Raw genomic sequence first — 22,006 nt, forward strand, 5'->3', positions numbered from 1 at the left:
CTATTCCTGCTCTGGGTCACGCAAGTAATACCCCACTCCACGTCTAGTTACAATTAAAGTAGGATGGCTTGGATTATCTTCAATTTTTTCACGCAAACGACGTACTGTTACGTCTACTGTGCGCACATCTCCAAAATAGTCATAACCCCAAACTGTTTGTAATAAATGTTCGCGTGTCATAACTTGTCCTAAGTGTTTCGCTAAATAATGTAGCAACTCAAATTCACGATGTGTAAGCTCGATATTTTCCTCGCGCTTCGTTACACTATATGCATTTGGATTAATAACAATTGGTCCAATAACCATTTCTGTATTTTCTTCTTTTTCTGCAGCACCACCTTGTTGGTGACGGCGTAAATTCGCCTTCACACGAGCAAGTAATTCTCTCGTGCTAAATGGCTTCGTTACATAATCATCTGCCCCAAGCTCAAGCCCTAATACTTTATCAATCTCAGAGTCCTTTGCTGTAAGCATAATAATCGGCATTTCTGAACTTTTACGTATTTCACGACAAACCTCTAAGCCATCTTTACCTGGTAGCATAATATCTAATAAAACCATATCTGGTTGTTCTTCATTAGCTTTTTCAATTGCTTCATCACCATCATGCGCCATTACTATTTCAAAACCTTCTTTTTCTAGGTTAAACTTCAAAATATCTGCAATCGGCTTTTCATCATCAACTACTAAAATTTTCTTTCCCATCATCGTCTATTTCCTCCTTATAAAAATATGGTCAATAATCCCTAAACATATTGATGTTTACATAGTATGTCCTATATGACCGCATCCTTTGTTTAAGTATTTTCTCCTCTATTCTCATAGACTCATGTATGATCCACTTTTACACGGAATCCTATACGATCTATAGAAAAACCTCTAGCTTCAACTGCTAGAGGCTCCTCGTTCTATTTTAAAATAACTACTCAGTTTTGTAAAATTACATAAATAAAAAGGATATTAAGTGGGCCCACTTAATATCCTGAGAGTGGCTCGGGACGGAATCGAACCGCCGACACGAGGATTTTCAGTCCTCTGCTCTACCGACTGAGCTACCGAGCCAAAACTATATATAAAACCACTAATGGTGGTATAAACAAAAGTGGCGGTCCCGACCGGGGTCGAACCGGCGATCTCCTGCGTGACAGGCAGGCATGTTAACCACTACACCACGGGACCAAAAATAAGCATAAAAAAACATGACCCGTACGGGATTCGAACCCGTGTTACCGCCGTGAAAGGGCGGTGTCTTAACCACTTGACCAACGGGCCACGAAAAATAAAATGGTGAGCCATGAAGGATTCGAACCTTCGACCCTCTGATTAAAAGTCAGATGCTCTACCAACTGAGCTAATGGCTCATACTCACCAACGTCATATTTTCGTGACGACAAGATGTATCATAACATGTATTCTGTATTCTTCGCAATACTTTTTTTCATTTTTTTATAAAAGATAAGAAAAAACTCATGCGGACATGAGTTTTTTCTTAAAATATCAATTAAGCTTCGTATACATTACGAACAATATTCGTTTGGTTACGATCTGGTCCAACTGAGAACATAGATAATTGAATTCCTGTTAACTCAGAAACACGTTCTACGTATTTTCGTGCATTTTCAGGAAGCTCGTCTAATGATTTTACACCAGTAATATCTTCTGTCCAACCTGGAAGCTCTTCATATACAGGCTCACATTTCGCTAAAATGTTTAAGTTTGCTGGAACTTCATCGATAACTTCGCCATTGTATTTGTAAGCAACACAAATTTTAAGAGTTGGAATATCTGTTAAAACGTCGATAGAATTTAATGATAGATCCGTTAAACCACTAACACGACGCGCATGTCTTACAACAACGCTATCGAACCAACCTACGCGGCGCGGACGACCAGTTGTTGTTCCGTACTCACGACCAACTTCACGAATTTGATGACCAATTTCATCATTAAGTTCAGTAGGGAATGGACCGTCACCAACACGGCTTGTATATGCTTTACATACACCTACAACGCGAGTAACTTTCGCAGGACCAACTCCAGTTCCAACTGTTACACCACCCGCAATCGGGTTAGAAGATGTAACGAATGGGTACGTACCGTGGTCAATATCAAGCATAACACCTTGTGCACCTTCAAATAATACACGGTGATTGTTATCTAGTGCATCATTTAATACAACAGATGTGTCGCATACATATTGTGCGATTTGTTGTCCATATTCGAAGTACTCTTCAAAGATTTCTTCTACACTGAAACCTTCTGTATCGTACATTTTTTCAAACAAACGATTTTTCTCTACTAAATTGCGCTCAAGCTTCTCTTTAAATGCTTCACGATCTAAAAGATCAGCCATACGGATACCAATACGAGCAGCTTTATCCATATATGCAGGACCGATACCTTTTTTCGTTGTACCGATTTTGTTATCACCTTTACTAGCCTCTTCTAACTCATCTTGTTTTAAGTGATAAGGTAAAATAACGTGTGCACGGTTACTTACACGTAAATTATCAGTACTTACACCACGGTCGTGTAAGTATTTTAACTCTTCAAGTAATGCTTTCGGATCTACTACTAAGCCATTTCCGATTACACAAATTTTCTCTTTATAGAAAATACCAGATGGAATTAAGTGTAACTTATATTTAACTCCGCCGAAAACAATTGTATGTCCCGCGTTATTTCCACCTTGATATCTTGCAACTACTTCCGCATGCTCAGAAAGAAAATCAGTGATTTTACCTTTTCCTTCGTCGCCCCATTGTGTTCCTACAACTACTACTGAAGACATTATTAAAGCACCTCCGCAATTTTCAAACGATCTATTCAAACAATATAATTGTACCAAAACCGAAAAAGAAGTCAACCAAAAAGCGAACATTTTTTTATTAAAAATCATTTTCGTTCGTAAGAATTATGTTTTCACCTTATGAAAGCCTTATCTTTACCCCATAAAAAAAGAAACACATCTTATTATAAGAAATGTGTTTCTTTTTTATACTGCCTTTATGCCCCATCCTCAAAGCGTCGTTCTAAGTTAACGAACTTATTGAACTCTTTGACGAATGCAAGTTCCACTGAACCTACTGGACCGTTACGTTGCTTTGCAATGATAATTTCAATCGTATTTTTATTTTCCGTTTCACGGTCATAGTAATCTTCACGATATAGGAAAGCTACAATATCAGCATCCTGCTCAATACTTCCAGATTCACGAATATCAGACATCATCGGGCGTTTATCCTGACGAGATTCTACACCACGAGATAACTGTGATAAGGCAATAACAGGCACTTGCAATTCACGTGCAATCCCTTTTAAAGTACGAGAAATCTCAGATACTTCCTGCTGACGGTTCTCACCTGATTTCCCACTTCCTTGAATAAGCTGTAAGTAGTCAATTAAAACCATTCCAAGACCTTGTTCTTGCTTTAGTCTACGACATTTTGCTCGAATCTCATTTACCTTAATTCCCGGTGTATCATCAATATATATACCGGCATTTGAAAGACTCCCCATCGCCATTGTTAATTTCGCCCAATCATCAGAAGTTAGTGACCCGGTACGAAGTCTTTGCGCATCGATATTTCCTTCTGCACAAAGCATACGCATAACAAGCTGATCGGAGCCCATCTCCAAACTAAAAATCGCTACATTTTCATCCGTTTTCGTCGCTACGTTTTGTGCGATGTTTAATGAAAATGCAGTTTTCCCTACTGACGGACGTGCTGCTACGATGATTAAATCATTTCGCTGGAAACCTGCCGTCATCTTATCTAATTCAGTAAATCCAGTTGGTATCCCAGTAACTTCACCTTTTTGATTATGCAAAAGTTCAATTTTATCATAAGCATCCACAAGAACATCTTTAATATTTTGAAATGCTTTTGCATTCGTTTGATGGGATACTTCTAATATTTTTTTCTCGGCCTCATTTAAAAGGCCGTCCACGTCATCTTCTCTCTCGTATCCATCCGACACTATATGAGTCGCTGTTCGAATTAAACGGCGTAAAAGTGCCTTTTCAGCAATGATACGTGCATAATATTCAACGTTAGCAGCTGTTGGAACAACTTCTGCTAACTCTGCTAGATAAGACACTCCACCAACTTCTTCTAGTAATCCTTGATCAGCCATCGCTGATGTCATTATTACTAAGTCGATCGGTTCTCCTTTATCAGATAATCCAAGCATGACCTCAAAAATCTTTTGATGTTTCGTTCGATAGAATGAATCAGGTACCAATAACTCCGATGCTGACGTTAACGCATCTTGATCAATTAATATGGCACCTAAAACCGCCTGCTCGGCCTCTATATTATGCGGAGGGGTACGATCAGCAAGTACATCACTCATACGCAATCCTCCTTGCTTAATTTATTTTTATTGTTCACTAACATGAACTTTTACTGTCGCTGTTACTTGCGGATGCAATTTCACTGTTACATTTGTGTAGCCTAATGCACGAATTGCATCATCCATTTCAAATTTACGTTTATCAAGTTTAATTTTATGTGATTTTTGCATCGCATCTACGATTTGTTTGCTCGTAATAGAACCGAATAAACGGCCACCTTCTCCAGATTTCGCCTTTAATTCTACAGTTAATTTCTCTAAAGTCTCTTTTAACTCTTTTGCATTTTCAAGCTCTGCTGCTGCATCTTTTTCTTCTTTACGCTTTTGAGCTTCTAAAGTTTTCATACTGCTATTTGTTGCTTCAGCAGCTAATCCTTGTTTTAGTAAGAAGTTATTTGCATAGCCATCCGGTACGTTTTTTATTTCTCCTTTTTTACCTTTACCTTTTACGTCTTTTAGAAAAATTACTTTCATGATTGTGTGCCTCCCTGTAAATAGTCATCAATAACAAATCGAAGCTTCTCCTCAGCTTCATCTACTGTAACATTTTTCATTTGTGTGGCTGCATTAGTCAAATGCCCGCCACCGCCTAAGTTTTCCATAATTAGCTGCACATTCACTTCACCTAAAGACCTGCTGCTAATTCCAATGAGATTCTCACCACGTTTCGCAACAACAAATGATGCAATAATCCCTGTCATCGTTAATAACGTGTCTGCCGATTGCGCAATAAGCACTTGATCGTAGTAATCATCACTATCAACTTTAGCAATCGCAATTCCATTTTTATAAATGTACGCATTTTTTATAGCTTTTGCAACCCGTAAATACTGATCCATATCTTCCTTTAAAAGTTCTTGTACAAGTACAGTATCTGCACCATGTGAGCGTAAATAAGAAGCAGCATCAAATGTACGAGCCCCTGTCCGGAATGTGAAACTTTTCGTGTCGACAATAATACCTGCTAACAATGCCGTCGCTTCTAGCATTGTCATCTTTAAATTTTTAGGTTGATACTCAAGTAATTCTGTAACCAATTCTGCCGTTGAAGAAGCATATGGTTCCATATAAACTAGCAATGGGTCTTCAATAAAATCTTCCCCACGACGATGATGATCAATAACTACTACATTTTCAATTTTATGTAACAGTTTTTGCTCCATCACCATAGAAGGTTTATGCGTATCAACAACAACAAGTAACGACTCATCATTTGCAAATTCCATCGCTTGCTCTGGAGTAATAAAATGAGACCATAACTCCTCATTTTGTTTCACTTTGTCCATCAAGCGTTTAATTCCCTTATCAGAATCATTTTCATCTAATACAATATATCCTTTACGCTCGTTTAATTGAGCCACTTTTAAAATACCAATCGCAGCACCAATTGCGTCCATATCAGGAGCCCTATGCCCCATGATAATGACATTACTACTTTCTAATACTAAATCCTTTAACGCATGCGAAATGACCCTAGCACGTACACGGGTACGCTTTTCAACCGGATTTGTCTTACCTCCATAGAACTTAACTTTACCTGTCGCTTGTTTAATAGCTACTTGGTCTCCCCCGCGCCCAAGCGCAAGGTCTAAACCAGATTGAGCCATTGCCCCAAGCTCTGACAAAGGTAAATCACCTGATCCGACACCTACACTTAATGTAAGTGGTATATTCCTTTTAGATGTTTCTTCACGCACCTGATCTAAAATACTAAATTTCCCTTTCTCCATCTGCGTCAGAATACTTTCATTTAGCACAACGAAGAATCTTTCTGAAGATGCACGTTTTAAATACGCACCATACTTAAGTGCCCATTCATTTAGTCGCGATGTCACAAGACTTGTTATATTCGTACGTAATTGATCATCTAATCCTTGTGTAACTTCATCATAATTATCCAAATAAATTACAGCTAAAACAGTGCGTTGATCCTCATACATCTTTTCGATTTCCGTTTGTTCCGTTACATCAAAGAAATAAATTAACTTTTCTTCTTTCCTTACAAAAACACGAAACTTTCGATTATTTAAAGAGACTATATCATCAGAAGTTTCTCCTTTAATGAAAAGAAGTAATGTTTCTGATACATCGTAAAGGTGCCATCCAGCTAACGCATGCTGTCCCAGGCATGAAGATAAATAAGGATTTGCCCAATCAATCCCGTAATCCTTATTGTATAACAAAATACCAATCGGCATTTGGTTAAATGCTTCATTACTGACTTTCTTTACCCTCGTAATCATATCTGTCGTATGCTTTTCGAAATTCCTTTGAAAATTAAGTTCAAATCGTATAACGATAAAGAACACGATACAAAAAATGATAAAAGCAGCTATCCCCATAATTAAATGAAAATAACAGAGAATTGAAATGAGCACAAACACAAAAAATGCCAATACATAAACAGGATATAAAAACCACTGTTTCTTATCAAATTCAGGCATGTATACAACTCCTATAAAGTAAAACTAACTCACCTTCCAGTTAGTTAAACAGATTAAAATAGTATAAGGAATATTATTTTATTCCCCTATTTTAGAACGCAACGAAATCCCTAAGTCAATTATACCTAAGATTGTCACAAGAGGAAACAGCATCGGAATAAACATGCATACAATAAAACTAATAATAGGAACCCCTTTTGTAAAACCTTTTCTATACGCTAAAAAGGAAATGAATGTCAGCCCTTGCAGTACAAGCAATAGTGCAAATATGACATATAGGTTAGAAAATACCATATGTAAATATGATGTTGGATCTACTTTTATAAAAGTTGCTAACAAAATAAATATAACGTAATACCAAACAATACTCTTTGGTAATTGTAGATCTTTAAATTTAGGCCAAGGTATAATGTCGTGTTTTAACTTTTTCAAAACACTACCTGATATTATCACTGTAATCCAAGAAAAACATACTGAAACTAGAACAAGTATACTTGGAAATAACAATTGTAATATATCATTCATTTGTGTAAGTAACTCTTTTGTTCCTTACTAATCGGCATACCTATAGCACTTACTATCTTTTCACTTTGCACCATACTTTCACTAAACACACTTTGCATTTGCTTCATTATATCTATGTTGAAAAACTTTATACTCGCAACATAAATAAGTACAAAACCAATTAAGTATGCAAGCGTCCCCGCTATTAAGATTTCCATTGGCTTTTTTCTTGTTTTATACGTATATCCTAAAACAATCCCTATCAATCCAAACATAATTGTCTTCACTAAATTCATAGGTTGACTCACAATAACAGTAACAAAAAGTGCCACTACAAAAATCACAAGCACATTAGATAGTTTATGTCTTATCGTTAATAGTATAAATGGTAACGGCAACGCAAAAGTTACAACAGTACCTAAAATCGGAACATACATAGATATAAGCAATAAAATTGCATATATAGCTAATAACGCTGCGCCTTCTGTAATAAACTTTGTTTGTTTCACATTTTAACCTCTCTTTCAAAAAAGAAAAGCATAGCAAAATGCACAGTAGAGTCCGACTCTACTGTGCATTTCATACGCTATTATTCACCAACATATGGTAAAAGTGCCATTTGACGAGCACGTTTAATTGCAACTGTAAGTTTGCGTTGGTATTTTGCGCTTGTCCCTGTTACACGACGAGGTAAAATTTTACCACGCTCAGAAACGAAACGTTTTAATAAATCAACATCTTTATAGTCAATGCGAGTGATGCCGTTAGCTGTGAAGAAACACACCTTACGACGTTTCGCACGTCCACCTTTGCGTCCTGCCATGTCTATTTCCCTCCATTCTTTGTTAAAACTAACAAATTTACTGTATTAGAACGGTAAATCGTCGTCGGAAATGTCGATCGGTTGACCTACATTTGAAAATGGATCGTCATTCTTCGTAAATCCAGAGTTCCCTTGATTACCTTGGTTACCTGAATTACTAGATTGACCAAATGGGTTAGAGCCTTGGTTACCGAAACCAGCTCCTGATGGTTGCTGATTGAATGAACCACGTTGCTCCCCACCGCCATTACGCGGCTCTAAAAATTGTACGCTTTCCGCAAGAACTTCTGTTACATATACACGTTTACCGTCTTGTCCATCGTAATTACGAGTTTGAAGACGTCCATCTACGCCTGCTAAGCTTCCTTTTTTCAAATAATTTGCTACGTTTTCTGCTTGTTTACGCCATATTACACAATTAATAAAGTCAGCTTCACGCTCACCTTGTTGATTCGCAAATGCGCGATTCACAGCTAACGTAAAAGTAGCTACTGCAACACCATTGGGCGTGTAACGTAAGTCAGGGTCCTTAGTTAAACGACCAACGAGGATAACACGATTCATCAATCGAACCACTCTCCCTTATATATCAATTATTTTTCTTCTTCTTTAACAACGATATGACGAAGGATGTCTTCGTTGATCTTAGCTAAACGGTCGAATTCGTTAATCGCTTCTGCGTTAGAGTTCACGTTTAAGATCATGTAGAAACCTTCACGTAAGTCGTTGATTTCGTAAGCTAAACGACGCTTACCCCACTCTTTCGTGTTAATGATTTCTGCACCATTGTTTGTTAAAACACCTGCAAAACGTTCAACTAAAGCTTTTTGAGCTTCTTCTTCAACGCCAGGACGAATGATGTACATAATTTCGTACTTTCTCATTACACTTTCACCTCCTTTTGGTCTAAACGGCCCATAATGGGCAAGGAGCAATTAATTTATAGTAATTACTCACGAGTTTAGATTATATCATAGTAAGTTATATGAATCAACTCACCAATACATAAAAAACTTGGCAAACATATAATATATTCGCCAAGCTCATATCTTTATTTTTCCTAGGAAATATTAGATTAAACGTTAAAACGGAAGTGCATAACATCTCCGTCTTTTACGATATACTCTTTTCCTTCTAAACGTACTTTTCCAGCTTCTTTTGCAGCTGTCATAGAACCGTTTGTCATTAAGTCATCGTAAGAAACTGTTTCTGCACGAATAAATCCACGCTCAAAGTCTGTATGAATAACACCAGCACATTGTGGTGCCTTCATACCTTGTTTAAATGTCCAAGCACGTACTTCTTGAACGCCAGCTGTAAAGTAAGTAGCAAGTCCTAATAAGTCATATGCTGCACGAATTAATTGATCTAAACCAGACTCTTCAATACCTAGTTCTTCAAGGAATACTTTTTTCTCTTCCTCGTCTAATTCAGCGATTTCTGATTCGATTTTTGCACATACAACGATTACTTGAGAATTTTCATTTTCTGCAAATTCTTTTACCATTTGTACGTATTTATTTTCCGAAGGATCGATAACATCGTCTTCACTTACGTTCGCTACGTATAACATTTCTTTTGTTGTAAGTAAATGAAGGCCTTTAACAATCTTCATCTGCTCTTCTGTAAATTCAACAGTACGAGCCGGTTTCCCCTCTTCAAAAGCCTCTTTTAAACGAACTAAAATTTCATGCTCATATACAGCTTCTTTATCTTTTTGTCTTGCTAATTTCGCAACACGCTCGATACGCTTATCAACAGACTCTAAGTCCGCTAAAATTAGCTCTAAGTTGATTGTTTCGATATCATCAATTGGATCTACTTTCCCTGAAACGTGCGTAATATTTTCGTCTTCAAAACAACGAACAACTTGGCAAATTGCATCTACTTGACGAATGTGAGATAAGAATTTATTTCCTAAACCTTCACCTTTACTAGCACCTTTTACGATACCTGCAATATCAGTAAACTCAAATACAGTCGGAACAGTCTTTTTCGGTTCTACTAATTCCGTTAATTTATTTAAACGCTCATCTGGTACTTCTACAATCCCTACGTTTGGATCAATTGTACAGAATGGATAGTTTGCAGATTCTGCTCCTGCTTGTGTAATTGCATTAAATAAAGTGGACTTACCTACGTTAGGTAATCCAACAATCCCAGCCGTTAATCCCATATTTTTCACTCCTATGTCTCAATCTTTCATCATTATAGATAGTAACGAAAAAAATGACAAGTTTCCGCCAAACGAAAAAAAGTAACAGTTACCTACTGTAACTGTTACTCTCCCTCTATTCTTCGTGCTTCACAAGTATTTTTTTCACCTTACGATCAAACTCTCTTCGAGTAATCATTACTGAATGGTCACATCCCTCGCACTTAATGCGGATATCCATTCCCATACGAATAATTTTCCAACGATTCTCGCCACATGGATGTGCTTTCTTCATTTCCACAACATCGTACAAGTTATATTCCTTTTGCTCCACTCTTCAAACTCCTCTCCATACTAAATTGCTTTTCCACTAACCAATTCTTCACGATTGTATAAAACCATACGTGGATATGGAATTTCAATTCCATGTAAATCAAGACGATTTTTAATCTCTTTACGAAGTGCCCTTGCAATAACTGCATGTTGCATCGGCTCTACTTCAGCGATAACGCGTAATATAACTTCTGATGCAGCTAACGTTTGCACACCTAATAATTGAGGTGTTGTTACCATTTTTTCATACTTTGAAGGTAACTCTACTAATAAATCTTCAATAACCTGTTCTGCTTTCGCAATATCAGCCTCATATGAAATAGATATATCAACAAACGCTACACTATTACTAACTGAGTAGTTAGTAACTTGAATAATACTTCCATTTGGTAAAGTATGAATTTCACCTGTCCAACTCTTTACTTTCGTTGTACGAAGTCCAATTTCTAAAACGACTCCTTCAAATTGACCGATTTTAACATAATCGCCAACTGAAAACTGATCTTCTAGCAAAATAAATAAACCTGTAATAACGTCTTTCACTAAACTTTGAGCACCAAATCCGACTGCTAAACCAATTACCCCAGCACCCGCTAATAAACCTGATGCATTAATATCAAACACACCTAAAATCGCAATTAGCATAATGAACATAACAACATACGCTACAATATTTTCAAGTAATTTCGCCACTGTAACTGTACGACGTTCTGAAATTTGAATTGGAGAACGACTCCCCATACGAAACGCATTTCGTACAACCGCTCTTGCAATTCGCACAACAACTGCACCAATTATTAAAATAATACATATTTTTAATGTCGCAACTCCAATATGAGCCCAACGATCAGCATCTAATAAATACTGTTTCGTAGAATTAAACCACTTCGTTAATAAATCCATGTACCTCTACCTCTCTAGCTAAAATTTCTTTTTAGTTATCCTTATTATTGTATCAGAAGTCCTCTAATTGCTGAAAAAATTTTATGATTTTAATCCTATTTTATCCCCGCCATTCAGGTATAAAATGGAACGAATATATATATACTAGTACTATTATTTCCGTTTTCATTCACATTTTGCAAAAATTACGCACTTATAGCTTTCCATTTTTCTCACCATATAACATATATTGAAAATTTATTAAAAGGATGGGTGCTTCATGAACATTGGAAGTTTTCGCTTACCATTTTTTGAGAAAGAAACTCAAAACGTTATGCACCAAGATCTAGAAGCCTCTGAGATAATCAGTAATTTCTTACTTACCCATATTCCTATTAAAACTAATATACCACTCATTCTCGTTTGTATCGGAACAGATCGTTCTACAGGTGACGCACTCGGCCCGTTAGTTGGTACAAAACTTGAACAAATAGACATCAAAAACCTCCAAATATTCGGTACACTCGATGAGCCAGTACATGCACTAAATTTAGAAGAAAAAATTCAGAATATACAGAAAGAACATCCTACTGCATTTATAATTGCTGTTGATGCATGTTTAGGAAAGTCCCAAAATATTGGGTCAATCACTACTGGAAAGGGACCTAGTAAACCTGGTGCTGCTATGAATAAGAAATTACCTGCAGTTGGTGATCTGCATATACACGGTATCGTCAATCTAAATGGGTTTATGGAGTTTTTCGTTCTTCAAAATACAAGATTAAGTTTAGTCATGAAAATGGCTGATGTAATCGCACAAAGTATAAAAGAGACGGATCAAAAATTATCCGCATTAAAAAAAGCAAACCATCTATAAATAATAAGATGGTTTGCTTTTTAATTTTTCTGTGCTAATAGTTCTAAAATACGATTTAAATCTTCTTTATTAAAAAATTCAATTTCGATTTTACCTTTTTCTTTTTTCGTCTCTTTAATTTTCACATCTGTGCCAAACTTTTCTCTTAAGAACGTTTCACGTTCTACGAAAAATATATTTCGCTCTTTTTTCACTTTTTTTGTTTCACGTGAAACGTGTTGATTAATCTCTTGGACGATTTTCTCTAATTGACGAACATTTAATCCTTCTTTTTCAATGCGTTTCAATAAGGACTTCAATTGTTCTTCGTCTTTTATCGTAAGTAAAGTTCTCCCATGAGCCATTGAAAGTTGACCATTTGCAATCATATCTTGGACGAACGAAGGGAGGCTTAATAACCGAGTATAATTTGCAATGTAAGGTCTGCTTTTGCCAAGACGTTTCGCTAATTGTTCTTGCGTTACATTTAGCTCATTCATTAACATCTGGTATGCCATTGCCTCTTCCATAGGATTTAAATCTTCTCGTTGTAAGTTTTCTAACAAAGCAAATTCCATCATTTGCTGTTCAGTTAATTGTCTTACAACCGCAGGTACCTTTTCTAAACCAGCCTCTTTTGCAGCACGAAATCGTCTTTCACCTGCAACGATTTCATATCCTTTAATACTCTTTCTAGCAATTAATGGTTGTAGAATACCGTGTTCCTTAATCGAAATTGCTAATTCCTGAATAGCCTCTTTATTAAAGTGTTTACGCGGTTGATATGGATTTGGCCTTAATTCAGTTACAATAATCTCCTGAATTGTTTCCTCTTCTTTCACATCTAAATCAGGAAAAAACACATTAATTCCTCTTCCTAATCCTTTAGCCACCTGCAATCACTTCCTCTGCTAAATCTATATATACTTCTGCTCCTCTTGATTTAGCGTCATACTGCATAATAGGTTTCCCATGACTTGGAGCCTCGCTCAAGCGTACATTACGCGGAATAATCGAGCGATATACTTTATCCCTAAAATACTTTTTCACTTCATCTATAACTTGGATCCCTAAATTTGTACGAGCATCCAACATTGTTAACAATACGCCTTGAATTGCTAAATTTTTATTTAAATGTTTTTGTACAAGTCGAACTGTATTTAATAGCTGACTTAATCCTTCTAGTGCATAATATTCACACTGTACAGGAATAATAACAGAATCTGCTGCTGTTAATGCATTAATCGTTAATAACCCTAAAGACGGGGGACAGTCGATAATAATATAATCATATTCATCACGAACTGGCTGTAATGCTCTTTGCAAACGTACTTCCCGGGAAATAGTCGGTACCAATTCAATTTCAGCACCAGCCAATTGAATTGTAGCGGGTAGAACATCTAAGTTTTCAGTTGCGGTTTTCTGTATAACCCCTTGAACATCTGCATCTTCCACAAGAACGTTGTAAATACATTGATCTAATTCAGATTTTTCAATTCCCACACCAGTCGTTGCATTTCCTTGAGCATCAATATCTACAAGAAGGACTTTTTTACCTACTTGCGCCAATCCAGCCCCTAAATTAACAGATGTTGTGGTTTTTCCAACACCGCCTTTTTGATTAGCAATAGCAATGATTTTTCCCATGATGTCACCTACTTTCAACCTTTCTATCTTATTCTAGTAACAATTACGTTTATTGTAACATGAAATAAAACTTTTTCTTTTACGTCCTTTATTAAACTTCAAAATTTATTTCTAAACTCCTTCTTCATTTAACAAGAAAATATAGTAAAAGAGACCTCTCCAATAGGATAAGGTCTCTAACACGTCATTATTATTTTTTCTTTGGAATTTTAATTGTAATTTGATAGTACTCATCAAATTCTTCTTCCTCAGAATTAACATTTAAACCACTTTCAGTAACCATTTGTAAAGATTGTCTAATTGTATTCATAGCAATCCTCGTATCTCGACTTACTGCTTTTTGCTTTGCCTTACGCTTCGGTTTTGCTTCCTCTAGTAACTTCGCAATTCGTTCTTCTGTTTGCTTTACATTCAGTTGTTTCTCCACAATTTCCTGTAAAACCTTCAGTTGTAATTCCTCATTTTTTAAAGGAATGAGAGCGCGGGCATGACGTTCTGTAATGCTTTTTTCTAATAATGCACTTTTTATTTCTTCAGGCAACTTTAACAATCGCAACTTATTTGCGATTGTAGATTGTCCTTTTCCAAGTCGTTGTGCCAATGCTTCTTGTGTTAAATTATGTAACTCAATCAGCTTTTGATATGCCACAGCTTCCTCGATTGCCGTTAGTTCCTCACGTTGCAAGTTTTCAATTAAAGCTACAGAAGCTGTCTCTGTATCATTTAAGTTCTTTATAATTGCAGGAACCTTTTCCCAACCTAACTTTGTTGCCGCGCGAAAACGTCTTTCTCCAGCAATAATCTCATACTTATCGTCCTCATATTGCCTTACAACAATTGGCTGAATAAGTCCATGTGTACGAATCGTTAATGCTAGCTCATCAATACGCGCATCATCAAAAACTGTTCTTGGTTGATAACGGTTAGGGGTAATATTTACTATCGGAATTTCTTGTATTTCCTCATATACCTTTTTATCTATCTCTTCATGGCTTTCGTCTTGTAATTCGAATTCGCTCTCTTTATCTCCAAAGCCAAATAAACGAGAAAACGTATTTTTCATACATATTCCACCACCTTTTAGGCCTATTGACTATTCTCCATAAAATGTTTCCTATGAAACATTTACGTTTTCATTTATATAATTTAATCTTACGTCTAATAAGATTTATTTTTCAATAGGTAATTTATTGGGTGTTCCCGGTTTGCGTGGATATTTCTTTGGTGTCTTGCGCTTTTTCTCGATTAATAAAATATTACGTTCACTCTCTTCAAACGGTAATTGGAACGTAGACATCTCTTTTAACTCTCCGCCTAGAACCTCTAAAGCATACTTGCCATTTTCGATTTCTTCGTTTGCTGCTGCACCTTTCATTGCAATGAATGTTCCTCCAACTTTTACAAGTGGTAAACATAGCTCACTTAATACAGAAAGACGCGCAACTGCACGTGCCATTACAATATCGTATGATTCACGTACACCTTCTTTTTTCCCAAATGTTTCAGCACGATCATGACAAAATGCAACATCACTTAATTCTAACTTTTGTGCTAAGTGATTTAAGAAATTAATACGTTTTTGCAATGAATCTACAATTGTTACTTTTAAGTGCGGGAAACAGATTTTTAAAGGAATACTTGGGAATCCAGCCCCTGCACCAACATCACAAATTGAGGATGGTTTTGAAAAATCATAATAAAAAGCAGCTGTAATGGAATCAAAAAAGTGTTTTAAGTATACTTCTTCTTTTTCTGTAATAGCCGTTAAGTTCATTTTTTCATTCCACTCTACTAATGTTTCAAAGTAGATTTTGAACTGCTCTAATTGTCTAGAAGAGAGGGTGATTCCCTTCTCTTCTAGCATAGATTGAAATTGTTCTATGTTCATCTAGCAATATCTCCTTACTATGTTATTGGTTCGATACGCGCGCAATTTTTCCTTGTTCTATATACACAAGTAAAATGGAAATATCCGCTGGATTTACGCCAGAAATACGTGAAGCCTGCCCCATTGAAAGTGGACGAACATCTTTCAATTTCTGTCTAGCTTCTGAAGCAAGGCTAGAAATCGCGTCATAATCAATATCTACAGGGATTTTTTTACTCTCCATTTTCTTCATTCGCTCTACTTGCTGTAAAGATTTTTCAATATATCCTTCGTACTTAATCTGAATTTCAACTTGTTCTGTAACTTCATCACTTAATTCTACTTCACTTGGTACTAAAAGATGAATATGCTCATATGTCATCTCTGGACGACGTAATAAGTCACTTGCACGTATTCCATCTTTCAATTCACTTCCGCCAATATTGCGAATTAATTCTTGAACTTCAGGACGTGGTTTAATAATAATGCTGCTTAAACGTTCCTTTTCCTGTTCAATTTGTAATTTTTTATTTGTAAATCGCTCATATCGCTCTTCTTTAATTAATCCAATTTCACGACCAACTTCAGTTAAACGAAGATCAGCATTATCGTGGCGTAATAATAGACGGTATTCTGCACGAGACGTTAATAAACGATATGGTTCATTTGTACCTTTCGTTACAAGATCATCAATTAAGACACCAATATAAGCATCCTCGCGGCCTAAAACAACTTCTTTTTTACCTAAAGAACGGCATGCTGCATTAATCCCAGCCATAAGCCCTTGTCCTGCCGCCTCTTCGTAACCAGAAGTTCCATTAATTTGTCCTGCTGTATATAAATTTTTAATCTTTTTCGTTTCCAGTGTTGGCCATAATTGTGTTGGCACAATTGCATCATATTCAATCGCATAACCTGTGCGCATCATTTCAACATTTTCTAGGCCTGGAATTGTTCTAAGCATGTCACGTTGTACATCTTCTGGTAGGCTTGTGGATAAACCTTGTACATATACTTCTTGTGTATTACGCCCTTCTGGCTCTAAGAAAATTTGATGACGTGGTTTGTCATTAAATCTTACTACTTTGTCTTCAATAGAAGGACAGTACCTAGGGCCTGTTCCTTTAATCATACCAGAATACATAGCTGAACGATGTAAATTTTCATCTATTAAACGGTGTGTTTCTGTACTTGTATATGTCAACCAACATGGAATTTGATCCATAATAAATTTCGTTGTTTCAAAAGAGAACGAACGCGGCTTATCATCACCTGGTTGAATTTCTGTTTTACTGTAGTCAATTGTATTACTGTTTACACGCGGAGGTGTCCCTGTTTTAAATCTAACAAGATCAAATCCGAGCTCCTCTAAATGCTCAGATAATGTAATAGACGGTTGTTGATTATTTGGACCGCTTGAATATTTTAAATCGCCCATGATAATCTCGCCACGTAAAAATGTTCCAGTCGTAATTACAACGGTTTTCGCTGTATATTCTGCACCAGCTTGTGTAACTACCCCTTTACATATACCTTCTTCAACGATTAAACGCTCTACCATTCCTTGGAACAACGTTAAGTTTGGTGTTTCTTCAATTGTTTTCTTCAATTCATGTTGGTAAGAGAATTTATCAGCTTGCGCTCGAAGTGCACGTACAGCTGGACCCTTACCTGTATTTAGCATACGCATTTGAATATGAGTTTTATCAATATTACGTCCCATTTCTCCGCCTAATGCATCAATTTCACGAACAACAATCCCTTTTGCTGGTCCACCAACAGAAGGGTTACATGGCATGAATGCTACCATATCTAAGTTAATTGTTAACATTAATGTTTTTGAGCCCATTCGTGCTGCCGCAAGACCAGCTTCACATCCTGCATGACCTGCACCGATTACTATGACATCGTATGAACCGGCATTGTATCCCATTGTTTATTCCTCCTAATAATCTCTATCTTTCTAAAACATCACTATATTATTTTCCTAAACAAAATTGAGAGAACAACTGGTCAATTAGGCTTTCATGGACTGTGTCACCAGTAATTTCACCAAGTATTTCCCACGTTCTTGTTAAATCAATTTGCACCATATCAATTGGTACACCATTTTCTATTGCCTCAATTGCATCACCGATTGTTTGTCCCGCTTGTGTTAATAATCCAATATGTCTCGCATTAGAAACATATGTCATATCTGTAGAATCGATTGTTCCTTCAAAGAATAAATCAGCTATTGCCTTCTCGAGTTCATCTATTCCTTGTTCCTCAATTAAGGATGTTGTAATAACACGATTTCCCTCGGCTAACTCTGTAACACGTTCCATATCAATCGCTTGCGGTAAATCAGTCTTATTCACAATAACAATAAAGTCTTTTCCTTGTACCGCATGGAATAGATCTTCATCCTCATTTGTTAAAGCCTCGCTATAGTTGACAACAACTAATACTAAATCTGCTTGGCTCATCATTTCTTTTGAACGCTCCACACCAATTCGTTCAACAACATCTTCTGTCTCACGAATACCGGCTGTATCTATAAGTTTAAGAGGTACGCCACGCACATTAACGTACTCTTCAATAACATCACGAGTTGTTCCTGCAATATCAGTTACAATTGCTTTTTTCTCCTGAACAAGGCTATTTAATAACGATGATTTTCCAACATTAGGCCTACCGATAATTGCTGTAGCAATACCTTCACGTAAGATTTTCCCTTGTTTTGATGTTTCTAATATTTTTTCGATTTCCGAACGAACATGCGTTGCTTTCTCAATTAAAATATTATGTGTCATCTCTTCTACATCATCGTATTCTGGATAATCTATATTTACCTCAACATGAGCTAATGTTTCTAATATTTCTTGACGTAAGCGACCAATTAATTTAGATAATCGCCCTTCCATTTGATTAATTGCTACATTCATCGCACGATCTGTTTTTGCTCGAATCAAATCCATAACAGCTTCTGCTTGTGATAAATCGATACGTCCATTTAAAAAAGCACGTTTTGTAAATTCGCCCGGTTCTGCCAATCGTACTCCTTGCGCTAGAATAAGTTGCAATACTTTATTTACTGAAACAAGTCCGCCATGACAGTTAATTTCCACTATATTTTCACGTGTAAAAGTCCTCGGTGCGCGCATAATAGACACCATAACTTCTTCAATAACTTGATTTGTATCTAAATCAACGATATGACCATAATGAATAGTATGAGAAGAAACCTCTGTTAAATCCTTCCCTTTAAAAATACGGTCAACTTTCTCAACCGCATCATCCCCACTTACTCGAACAATGGCAATTGCACCCTCTCCAAGCGCTGTGGAAATCGCAGCAATTGTATCAAATTCCATGTCCTTTCACCTCACTTGCTTATTTATCTCTATTTCAACATGATTATTTCTTTCACTAAATTATTAGGATACCATAACGAACCTATCTACAAAAGAAGAATAACTCATTTTATTATATCCCCATGTAAAAAACACTAAACTTATTCACAGTGGATAAGTTTAGTGTTTTTTAGTTATCCACATCTATTTTTCGCTCAAAAAAACCGGCACTCATTTGAGCAACCGGTCATTTAGGAGATATTACAACATGCCGATGTGGTTCATTTCCTTCAGAAGTTGTTTTGATACCTTGATGATTTGATAATGCCTGATGAATAATTTTTCGTTCAAAAGATGGCATCGGTTCTAAAATAACTCTTTTTTTCGTATTAGATACTTGTTTCGCTAATCGATAAGAAAGTGATTCTAACGTACTTTTTCTTTTACTACGATAATTTTCAGCATCTAGTGTAATACCGATATACTGCTTCGTGTTACGATTTGCGACAAGTTTTGTTAAATACTGTAAAGAGTTCAATGTATTACCTCTTTTTCCAATTAAAACTCCTACATCATCACCAGAAATTGTAAATTCAATCTCGCGTCCTTTTACAATTTTACTAATTTCAACTTCCACACCCATATTGTGAATAACATTTCTTAAATATTCTTCACATTCCTGAATTGGATCTTTCTTCAATACAACTTCTACTACTGCAGGACGATTCCCAAATAAACCTAAGAACCCTCTTTTACCCTCATCGACAATATTTATATCTACTCGATCTTTTGATGTGTTTAATTGCCTTAAAGCATCCTCTACTGCCAGCTCGACTGTTTGTCCTTTAGCAGTAATTATACTCACTTGCTTGAGCCTCCAGCTTTGTTAGCCTTAATCTCTGGCCCTTTGATAAAGTACATTTGAGCAATACCAAAGATATTACCAACAACCCAGTAAAGTGATAATGCAGCTGGGAAGTTAATTGCAAAGATTAAAATCATAATCGGCATAAGCCAAAGCATCATTGCCATTTGCGGATTTTGACCAGCTGTTCCTGCCATTGCAAGCTTTTGCTGAATAAATGTCGTAATTGCCGCAACAACTGGTAAGATATAGAACGGATCTGCCTGTCCTAAATCAAACCATAAAAATGTATGTTCACTAATTGCTGTTGTTCTCATAATCGCATGATAAAACGCGAATAAAATAGGCATCTGAACAAATATCGGTAAACATCCTGCCAATGGATTTACACCATTCTTTTGATATAACTGCATCATTTCTTGTTGTAGTTTTTGCTGCGTTGCTTGATCTTTAGAACTATATTTCTCTTTTAACTTCACCATTTCTGGTTGTAACGCTTGCATTGCCTTTGTACTCTTCGTTTGTTTAATCATTAATGGTAATAATGCAAAACGAATGATAAGAGTTGTAATAACAATTGCTAAACCGTAATTACTGTTAAATAAGTCGGCAAAATACGTGATTAACTGAGAAAGTGGATATACGAAATATTCATTCCAAATCCCAGTACTTTTCGATGTAATCGGCTGACCCGTTTCACTACAACCGGTGGCAATCGCCATTAATGCAACGACCATGGCTAGTAAACCTAATTTCTTTTTCAAAGCCTACTCCTCCTTGTATCGGTATGTATATAGTGTAATTCATTTCCTTACGCTACTTTTTTATTCTTTTCATACCAGAGCGTTTAAAGACATGAATTAAGCTTTTCTTTACTTCTTCATATGTCATCTCTGCACAAGGCTTCCTTGCTATTATAACAAAATCTTTTCCAGAATCTATCTCATCTTTTAACTCTGTAATAGCCTGACGGACCATGCGCTTAATTCGATTACGAACTACTGCATTTCCTATTTTTTTGCTAACAGAAAGGCCGATGCGAAAGTTTGGCTGTTCTTCTTTATCTAATTGGTATACAACAAACTGACGATTCGCATTTGATTTTCCTTTTTGAAAAACCGCCTGGAATTCATCATTCTTCTTTATACGATGTTTTTTCTTCATATCAATTGACACTCCTGTATTTCATCAGCGGAAATTCACTATTATTAGAAAAAAAGACCACTGAACGATCAGTGGTCTACGCAGATAATACTTTTCTTCCTTTACGACGACGAGCTGCTAGCACTTTACGTCCGTTCGCTGTGCTCATACGGCTGCGGAAACCATGTACTTTGCTGCGCTTACGTTTATTTGGTTGGTAAGTTCTTTTCATTATATGACACCTCCCTGAGGAATATCTGTTAAAGACAGTCCTATAAATTATAGTTAATTAACTAGGAAAATGTCAATGGTTCTAGAAATTTTCATCAAATATTCATTTTGAACCTATTCACATACTTTTTCACAGCATCTATATTTCCTTGTGGATAAATGTTTTTTCACGTTTTTTATATCCACAAACTTTTTTCCCACTTTTACACAGTATATCGTGTTGTGGACAAGTTTATTCCACAAGGTATTGATTTTGTGGATAACTTTCTTAAATTCATTGCTATAGCCACTTTTTTTTGATATTATAGTTGTGTTTTCACTTTGAATAAGTTTTCCACACCTTTATCTTATCCACAATTTGTGTATAACATGTGGACAGTTTTAATCACATGTGGGTAAATAGTTGTCCACATTTGCTTTTTTTGTCGAAAACCCTATCTCATATACAAACGACGTTTTTAGGTTTTAAAATACGTTTCGTATAAATATACATTTTATATTTATTAGGTTGTACATTTGTTGCGCAACCTTATTCTTTTACCATCTTAGTAAAGGAGGGACACCT

At 36.2% G+C, this 22,006-nt stretch carries 22 protein-coding genes, 4 tRNA genes and 1 pseudogene; 1 reads left to right on the forward strand and 26 read right to left on the reverse strand.

Going from position 1 to position 22,006, the window contains the following annotated elements; translation table 11 throughout:
* The 16 genes and pseudogenes from walR to N2V79_RS26895 all read right to left on the reverse strand — a co-directional run bounded on the left by walR (position 1) and on the right by N2V79_RS26895 (position 11,518).
* On the reverse strand, positions 1-708 hold the full coding sequence (walR, locus tag N2V79_RS26820) for a cell wall metabolism DNA-binding response regulator WalR (protein WP_000971865.1): 708 nt from the start codon (positions 706-708) through the stop codon (positions 1-3).
* A gap of 281 nt (positions 709-989) precedes the next feature.
* A tRNA-Phe gene (locus tag N2V79_RS26825) sits at positions 990-1,062 on the reverse strand.
* 41 nt (positions 1,063-1,103) lie between these two features.
* Positions 1,104-1,179 (reverse strand) — tRNA-Asp (locus N2V79_RS26830).
* Between the two features lie 21 nt (positions 1,180-1,200).
* Positions 1,201-1,272 (reverse strand) — tRNA-Glu (locus N2V79_RS26835).
* Positions 1,273-1,285: 13 nt separating this feature from the next.
* Positions 1,286-1,361: transfer RNA gene (locus N2V79_RS26840), tRNA-Lys, on the reverse strand.
* A gap of 140 nt (positions 1,362-1,501) precedes the next feature.
* Complete coding sequence (locus N2V79_RS26845; RefSeq protein ID WP_000100230.1) at positions 1,502-2,791, reverse strand: adenylosuccinate synthase; 1,290 nt, start codon at positions 2,789-2,791, stop codon at positions 1,502-1,504.
* A 215-nt stretch (positions 2,792-3,006) separates the two neighbouring features.
* On the reverse strand, positions 3,007-4,356 hold the full coding sequence (gene dnaB, locus N2V79_RS26850; RefSeq protein WP_001286147.1) for a replicative DNA helicase: 1,350 nt from the start codon (positions 4,354-4,356) through the stop codon (positions 3,007-3,009).
* Positions 4,357-4,383: 27 nt separating this feature from the next.
* Complete coding sequence (gene rplI, locus N2V79_RS26855; protein ID WP_000864223.1) at positions 4,384-4,830, reverse strand: 50S ribosomal protein L9; 447 nt, start codon at positions 4,828-4,830, stop codon at positions 4,384-4,386.
* On the reverse strand, positions 4,827-6,800 hold the full coding sequence (locus N2V79_RS26860) for a DHH family phosphoesterase (RefSeq protein WP_001113779.1): 1,974 nt from the start codon (positions 6,798-6,800) through the stop codon (positions 4,827-4,829). Before N2V79_RS26860 ends, rplI begins: the two co-directional genes overlap by 4 nt.
* Positions 6,801-6,878: 78 nt before the next feature.
* Positions 6,879-7,813: pseudogene (locus tag N2V79_RS26865) on the reverse strand (YybS family protein).
* Positions 7,814-7,893: 80 nt separating this feature from the next.
* Complete coding sequence (gene rpsR, locus N2V79_RS26870) at positions 7,894-8,127, reverse strand: 30S ribosomal protein S18 (RefSeq protein ID WP_000918873.1); 234 nt, start codon at positions 8,125-8,127, stop codon at positions 7,894-7,896.
* Between the two features lie 45 nt (positions 8,128-8,172).
* Positions 8,173-8,694, reverse strand: coding sequence for a single-stranded DNA-binding protein (ssb, locus tag N2V79_RS26875; RefSeq protein WP_002094213.1), 522 nt, complete (start codon positions 8,692-8,694; stop codon positions 8,173-8,175).
* 26 nt (positions 8,695-8,720) lie between these two features.
* Positions 8,721-9,011 (reverse strand): 30S ribosomal protein S6, encoded by a 291-nt coding sequence (gene rpsF / locus N2V79_RS26880; RefSeq protein ID WP_001233781.1) that lies wholly within the window; start codon positions 9,009-9,011, stop codon positions 8,721-8,723.
* A gap of 191 nt (positions 9,012-9,202) precedes the next feature.
* Positions 9,203-10,303, reverse strand: a complete 1,101-nt coding sequence (gene ychF / locus N2V79_RS26885) for a redox-regulated ATPase YchF (protein WP_000524670.1) — start codon at positions 10,301-10,303, stop codon at positions 9,203-9,205.
* Between the two features lie 115 nt (positions 10,304-10,418).
* Complete coding sequence (locus N2V79_RS26890) at positions 10,419-10,616, reverse strand: DUF951 domain-containing protein (protein WP_000435486.1); 198 nt, start codon at positions 10,614-10,616, stop codon at positions 10,419-10,421.
* 20 nt (positions 10,617-10,636) lie between these two features.
* On the reverse strand, positions 10,637-11,518 hold the full coding sequence (locus tag N2V79_RS26895; protein WP_340720336.1) for a mechanosensitive ion channel family protein: 882 nt from the start codon (positions 11,516-11,518) through the stop codon (positions 10,637-10,639).
* Between the two features lie 259 nt (positions 11,519-11,777).
* Here N2V79_RS26895 and yyaC point away from each other — a divergent pair, with 259 nt between their 5' ends.
* Positions 11,778-12,374 (forward strand): spore protease YyaC, encoded by a 597-nt coding sequence (yyaC, locus tag N2V79_RS26900; protein WP_053563259.1) that lies wholly within the window; start codon positions 11,778-11,780, stop codon positions 12,372-12,374.
* Between the two features lie 20 nt (positions 12,375-12,394).
* Here the strand turns inward: yyaC and spo0J are convergent, their stop codons facing one another.
* The 10 genes from spo0J to rpmH all read right to left on the reverse strand — a co-directional run bounded on the left by spo0J (position 12,395) and on the right by rpmH (position 21,442).
* Positions 12,395-13,246, reverse strand: coding sequence for a stage 0 sporulation protein Spo0J (gene spo0J / locus N2V79_RS26905; protein ID WP_078400658.1), 852 nt, complete (start codon positions 13,244-13,246; stop codon positions 12,395-12,397).
* Entirely contained in the window at positions 13,239-14,000 is a 762-nt protein-coding gene (gene soj / locus N2V79_RS26910) for a sporulation initiation inhibitor protein Soj (RefSeq protein ID WP_000516114.1), read from the reverse strand. The genes spo0J and soj overlap by 8 nt, the downstream gene beginning before the upstream one ends.
* Positions 14,001-14,190: 190 nt before the next feature.
* Positions 14,191-15,063, reverse strand: a complete 873-nt coding sequence (gene noc, locus N2V79_RS26915) for a nucleoid occlusion protein (RefSeq protein WP_000799016.1) — start codon at positions 15,061-15,063, stop codon at positions 14,191-14,193.
* A gap of 105 nt (positions 15,064-15,168) precedes the next feature.
* On the reverse strand, positions 15,169-15,888 hold the full coding sequence (rsmG, locus tag N2V79_RS26920; RefSeq protein WP_001019633.1) for a 16S rRNA (guanine(527)-N(7))-methyltransferase RsmG: 720 nt from the start codon (positions 15,886-15,888) through the stop codon (positions 15,169-15,171).
* 22 nt (positions 15,889-15,910) lie between these two features.
* Positions 15,911-17,800: a tRNA uridine-5-carboxymethylaminomethyl(34) synthesis enzyme MnmG gene (mnmG, locus tag N2V79_RS26925; RefSeq protein WP_000541052.1), complete on the reverse strand. Its 1,890-nt coding sequence runs from the start codon at positions 17,798-17,800 to the stop codon at positions 15,911-15,913.
* A 46-nt stretch (positions 17,801-17,846) separates the two neighbouring features.
* Positions 17,847-19,223 carry a tRNA uridine-5-carboxymethylaminomethyl(34) synthesis GTPase MnmE gene (gene mnmE, locus N2V79_RS26930; RefSeq protein ID WP_000393762.1) on the reverse strand — a complete coding sequence of 459 codons (1,377 nt, stop codon included), beginning with the start codon at positions 19,221-19,223 and terminating at the stop codon, positions 17,847-17,849.
* Positions 19,224-19,449: 226 nt separating this feature from the next.
* On the reverse strand, positions 19,450-20,067 hold the full coding sequence (jag, locus tag N2V79_RS26935) for an RNA-binding cell elongation regulator Jag/EloR (RefSeq protein ID WP_000022795.1): 618 nt from the start codon (positions 20,065-20,067) through the stop codon (positions 19,450-19,452).
* Positions 20,064-20,831, reverse strand: coding sequence for a YidC family membrane integrase SpoIIIJ (spoIIIJ, locus tag N2V79_RS26940; RefSeq protein WP_000727740.1), 768 nt, complete (start codon positions 20,829-20,831; stop codon positions 20,064-20,066). Before spoIIIJ ends, jag begins: the two co-directional genes overlap by 4 nt.
* 52 nt (positions 20,832-20,883) lie before the next feature.
* Positions 20,884-21,231, reverse strand: a complete 348-nt coding sequence (gene rnpA / locus N2V79_RS26945; protein WP_000726621.1) for a ribonuclease P protein component — start codon at positions 21,229-21,231, stop codon at positions 20,884-20,886.
* 76 nt (positions 21,232-21,307) lie between these two features.
* Positions 21,308-21,442, reverse strand: coding sequence for a 50S ribosomal protein L34 (gene rpmH / locus N2V79_RS26950; RefSeq protein ID WP_000831901.1), 135 nt, complete (start codon positions 21,440-21,442; stop codon positions 21,308-21,310).
* Between the last annotated feature and the right edge of the window lie 564 nt (positions 21,443-22,006).

It is taken from the genome of Bacillus sp. CH_70 (assembly GCF_038007045.1).
Classification (GTDB): domain Bacteria; phylum Bacillota; class Bacilli; order Bacillales; family Bacillaceae_G; genus Bacillus_A; species Bacillus_A cereus.

Bases quoted from the DNA above. Each gene is read 5' to 3' on its own strand.
- dnaB (WP_001286147.1), bottom strand. From the start codon at position 4,356: ATGAGTGATGTACTTGCTGATCGTACCCCTCCGCATAATATAGAGGCC.
- walR (WP_000971865.1), bottom strand. From the start codon at position 708: ATGATGGGAAAGAAAATTTTAGTAGTTGATGATGAAAAGCCGATTGCA.
- rsmG (WP_001019633.1), bottom strand. From the start codon at position 15,888: ATGAACATAGAACAATTTCAATCTATGCTAGAAGAGAAGGGAATCACC.
- rnpA (WP_000726621.1), bottom strand. From the start codon at position 21,231: ATGAAGAAAAAACATCGTATAAAGAAGAATGATGAATTCCAGGCGGTT.
- N2V79_RS26895 (WP_340720336.1), bottom strand. From the start codon at position 11,518: ATGGATTTATTAACGAAGTGGTTTAATTCTACGAAACAGTATTTATTA.
- soj (WP_000516114.1), bottom strand. From the start codon at position 14,000: ATGGGAAAAATCATTGCTATTGCTAATCAAAAAGGCGGTGTTGGAAAA.
- mnmG (WP_000541052.1), bottom strand. From the start codon at position 17,800: ATGGGATACAATGCCGGTTCATACGATGTCATAGTAATCGGTGCAGGT.
- noc (WP_000799016.1), bottom strand. From the start codon at position 15,063: ATGAAAAATACGTTTTCTCGTTTATTTGGCTTTGGAGATAAAGAGAGC.
- rpsR (WP_000918873.1), bottom strand. From the start codon at position 8,127: ATGGCAGGACGCAAAGGTGGACGTGCGAAACGTCGTAAGGTGTGTTTC.
- N2V79_RS26845 (WP_000100230.1), bottom strand. From the start codon at position 2,791: ATGTCTTCAGTAGTAGTTGTAGGAACACAATGGGGCGACGAAGGAAAA.
- mnmE (WP_000393762.1), bottom strand. From the start codon at position 19,223: ATGGAATTTGATACAATTGCTGCGATTTCCACAGCGCTTGGAGAGGGT.
- ychF (WP_000524670.1), bottom strand. From the start codon at position 10,303: ATGGGATTAACGGCTGGGATTGTTGGATTACCTAACGTAGGTAAGTCC.
- rpsF (WP_001233781.1), bottom strand. From the start codon at position 9,011: ATGAGAAAGTACGAAATTATGTACATCATTCGTCCTGGCGTTGAAGAA.
- N2V79_RS26860 (WP_001113779.1), bottom strand. From the start codon at position 6,800: ATGCCTGAATTTGATAAGAAACAGTGGTTTTTATATCCTGTTTATGTA.
- rplI (WP_000864223.1), bottom strand. From the start codon at position 4,830: ATGAAAGTAATTTTTCTAAAAGACGTAAAAGGTAAAGGTAAAAAAGGA.
- yyaC (WP_053563259.1), top strand. From the start codon at position 11,778: ATGAACATTGGAAGTTTTCGCTTACCATTTTTTGAGAAAGAAACTCAA.
- rpmH (WP_000831901.1), bottom strand. From the start codon at position 21,442: ATGAAAAGAACTTACCAACCAAATAAACGTAAGCGCAGCAAAGTACAT.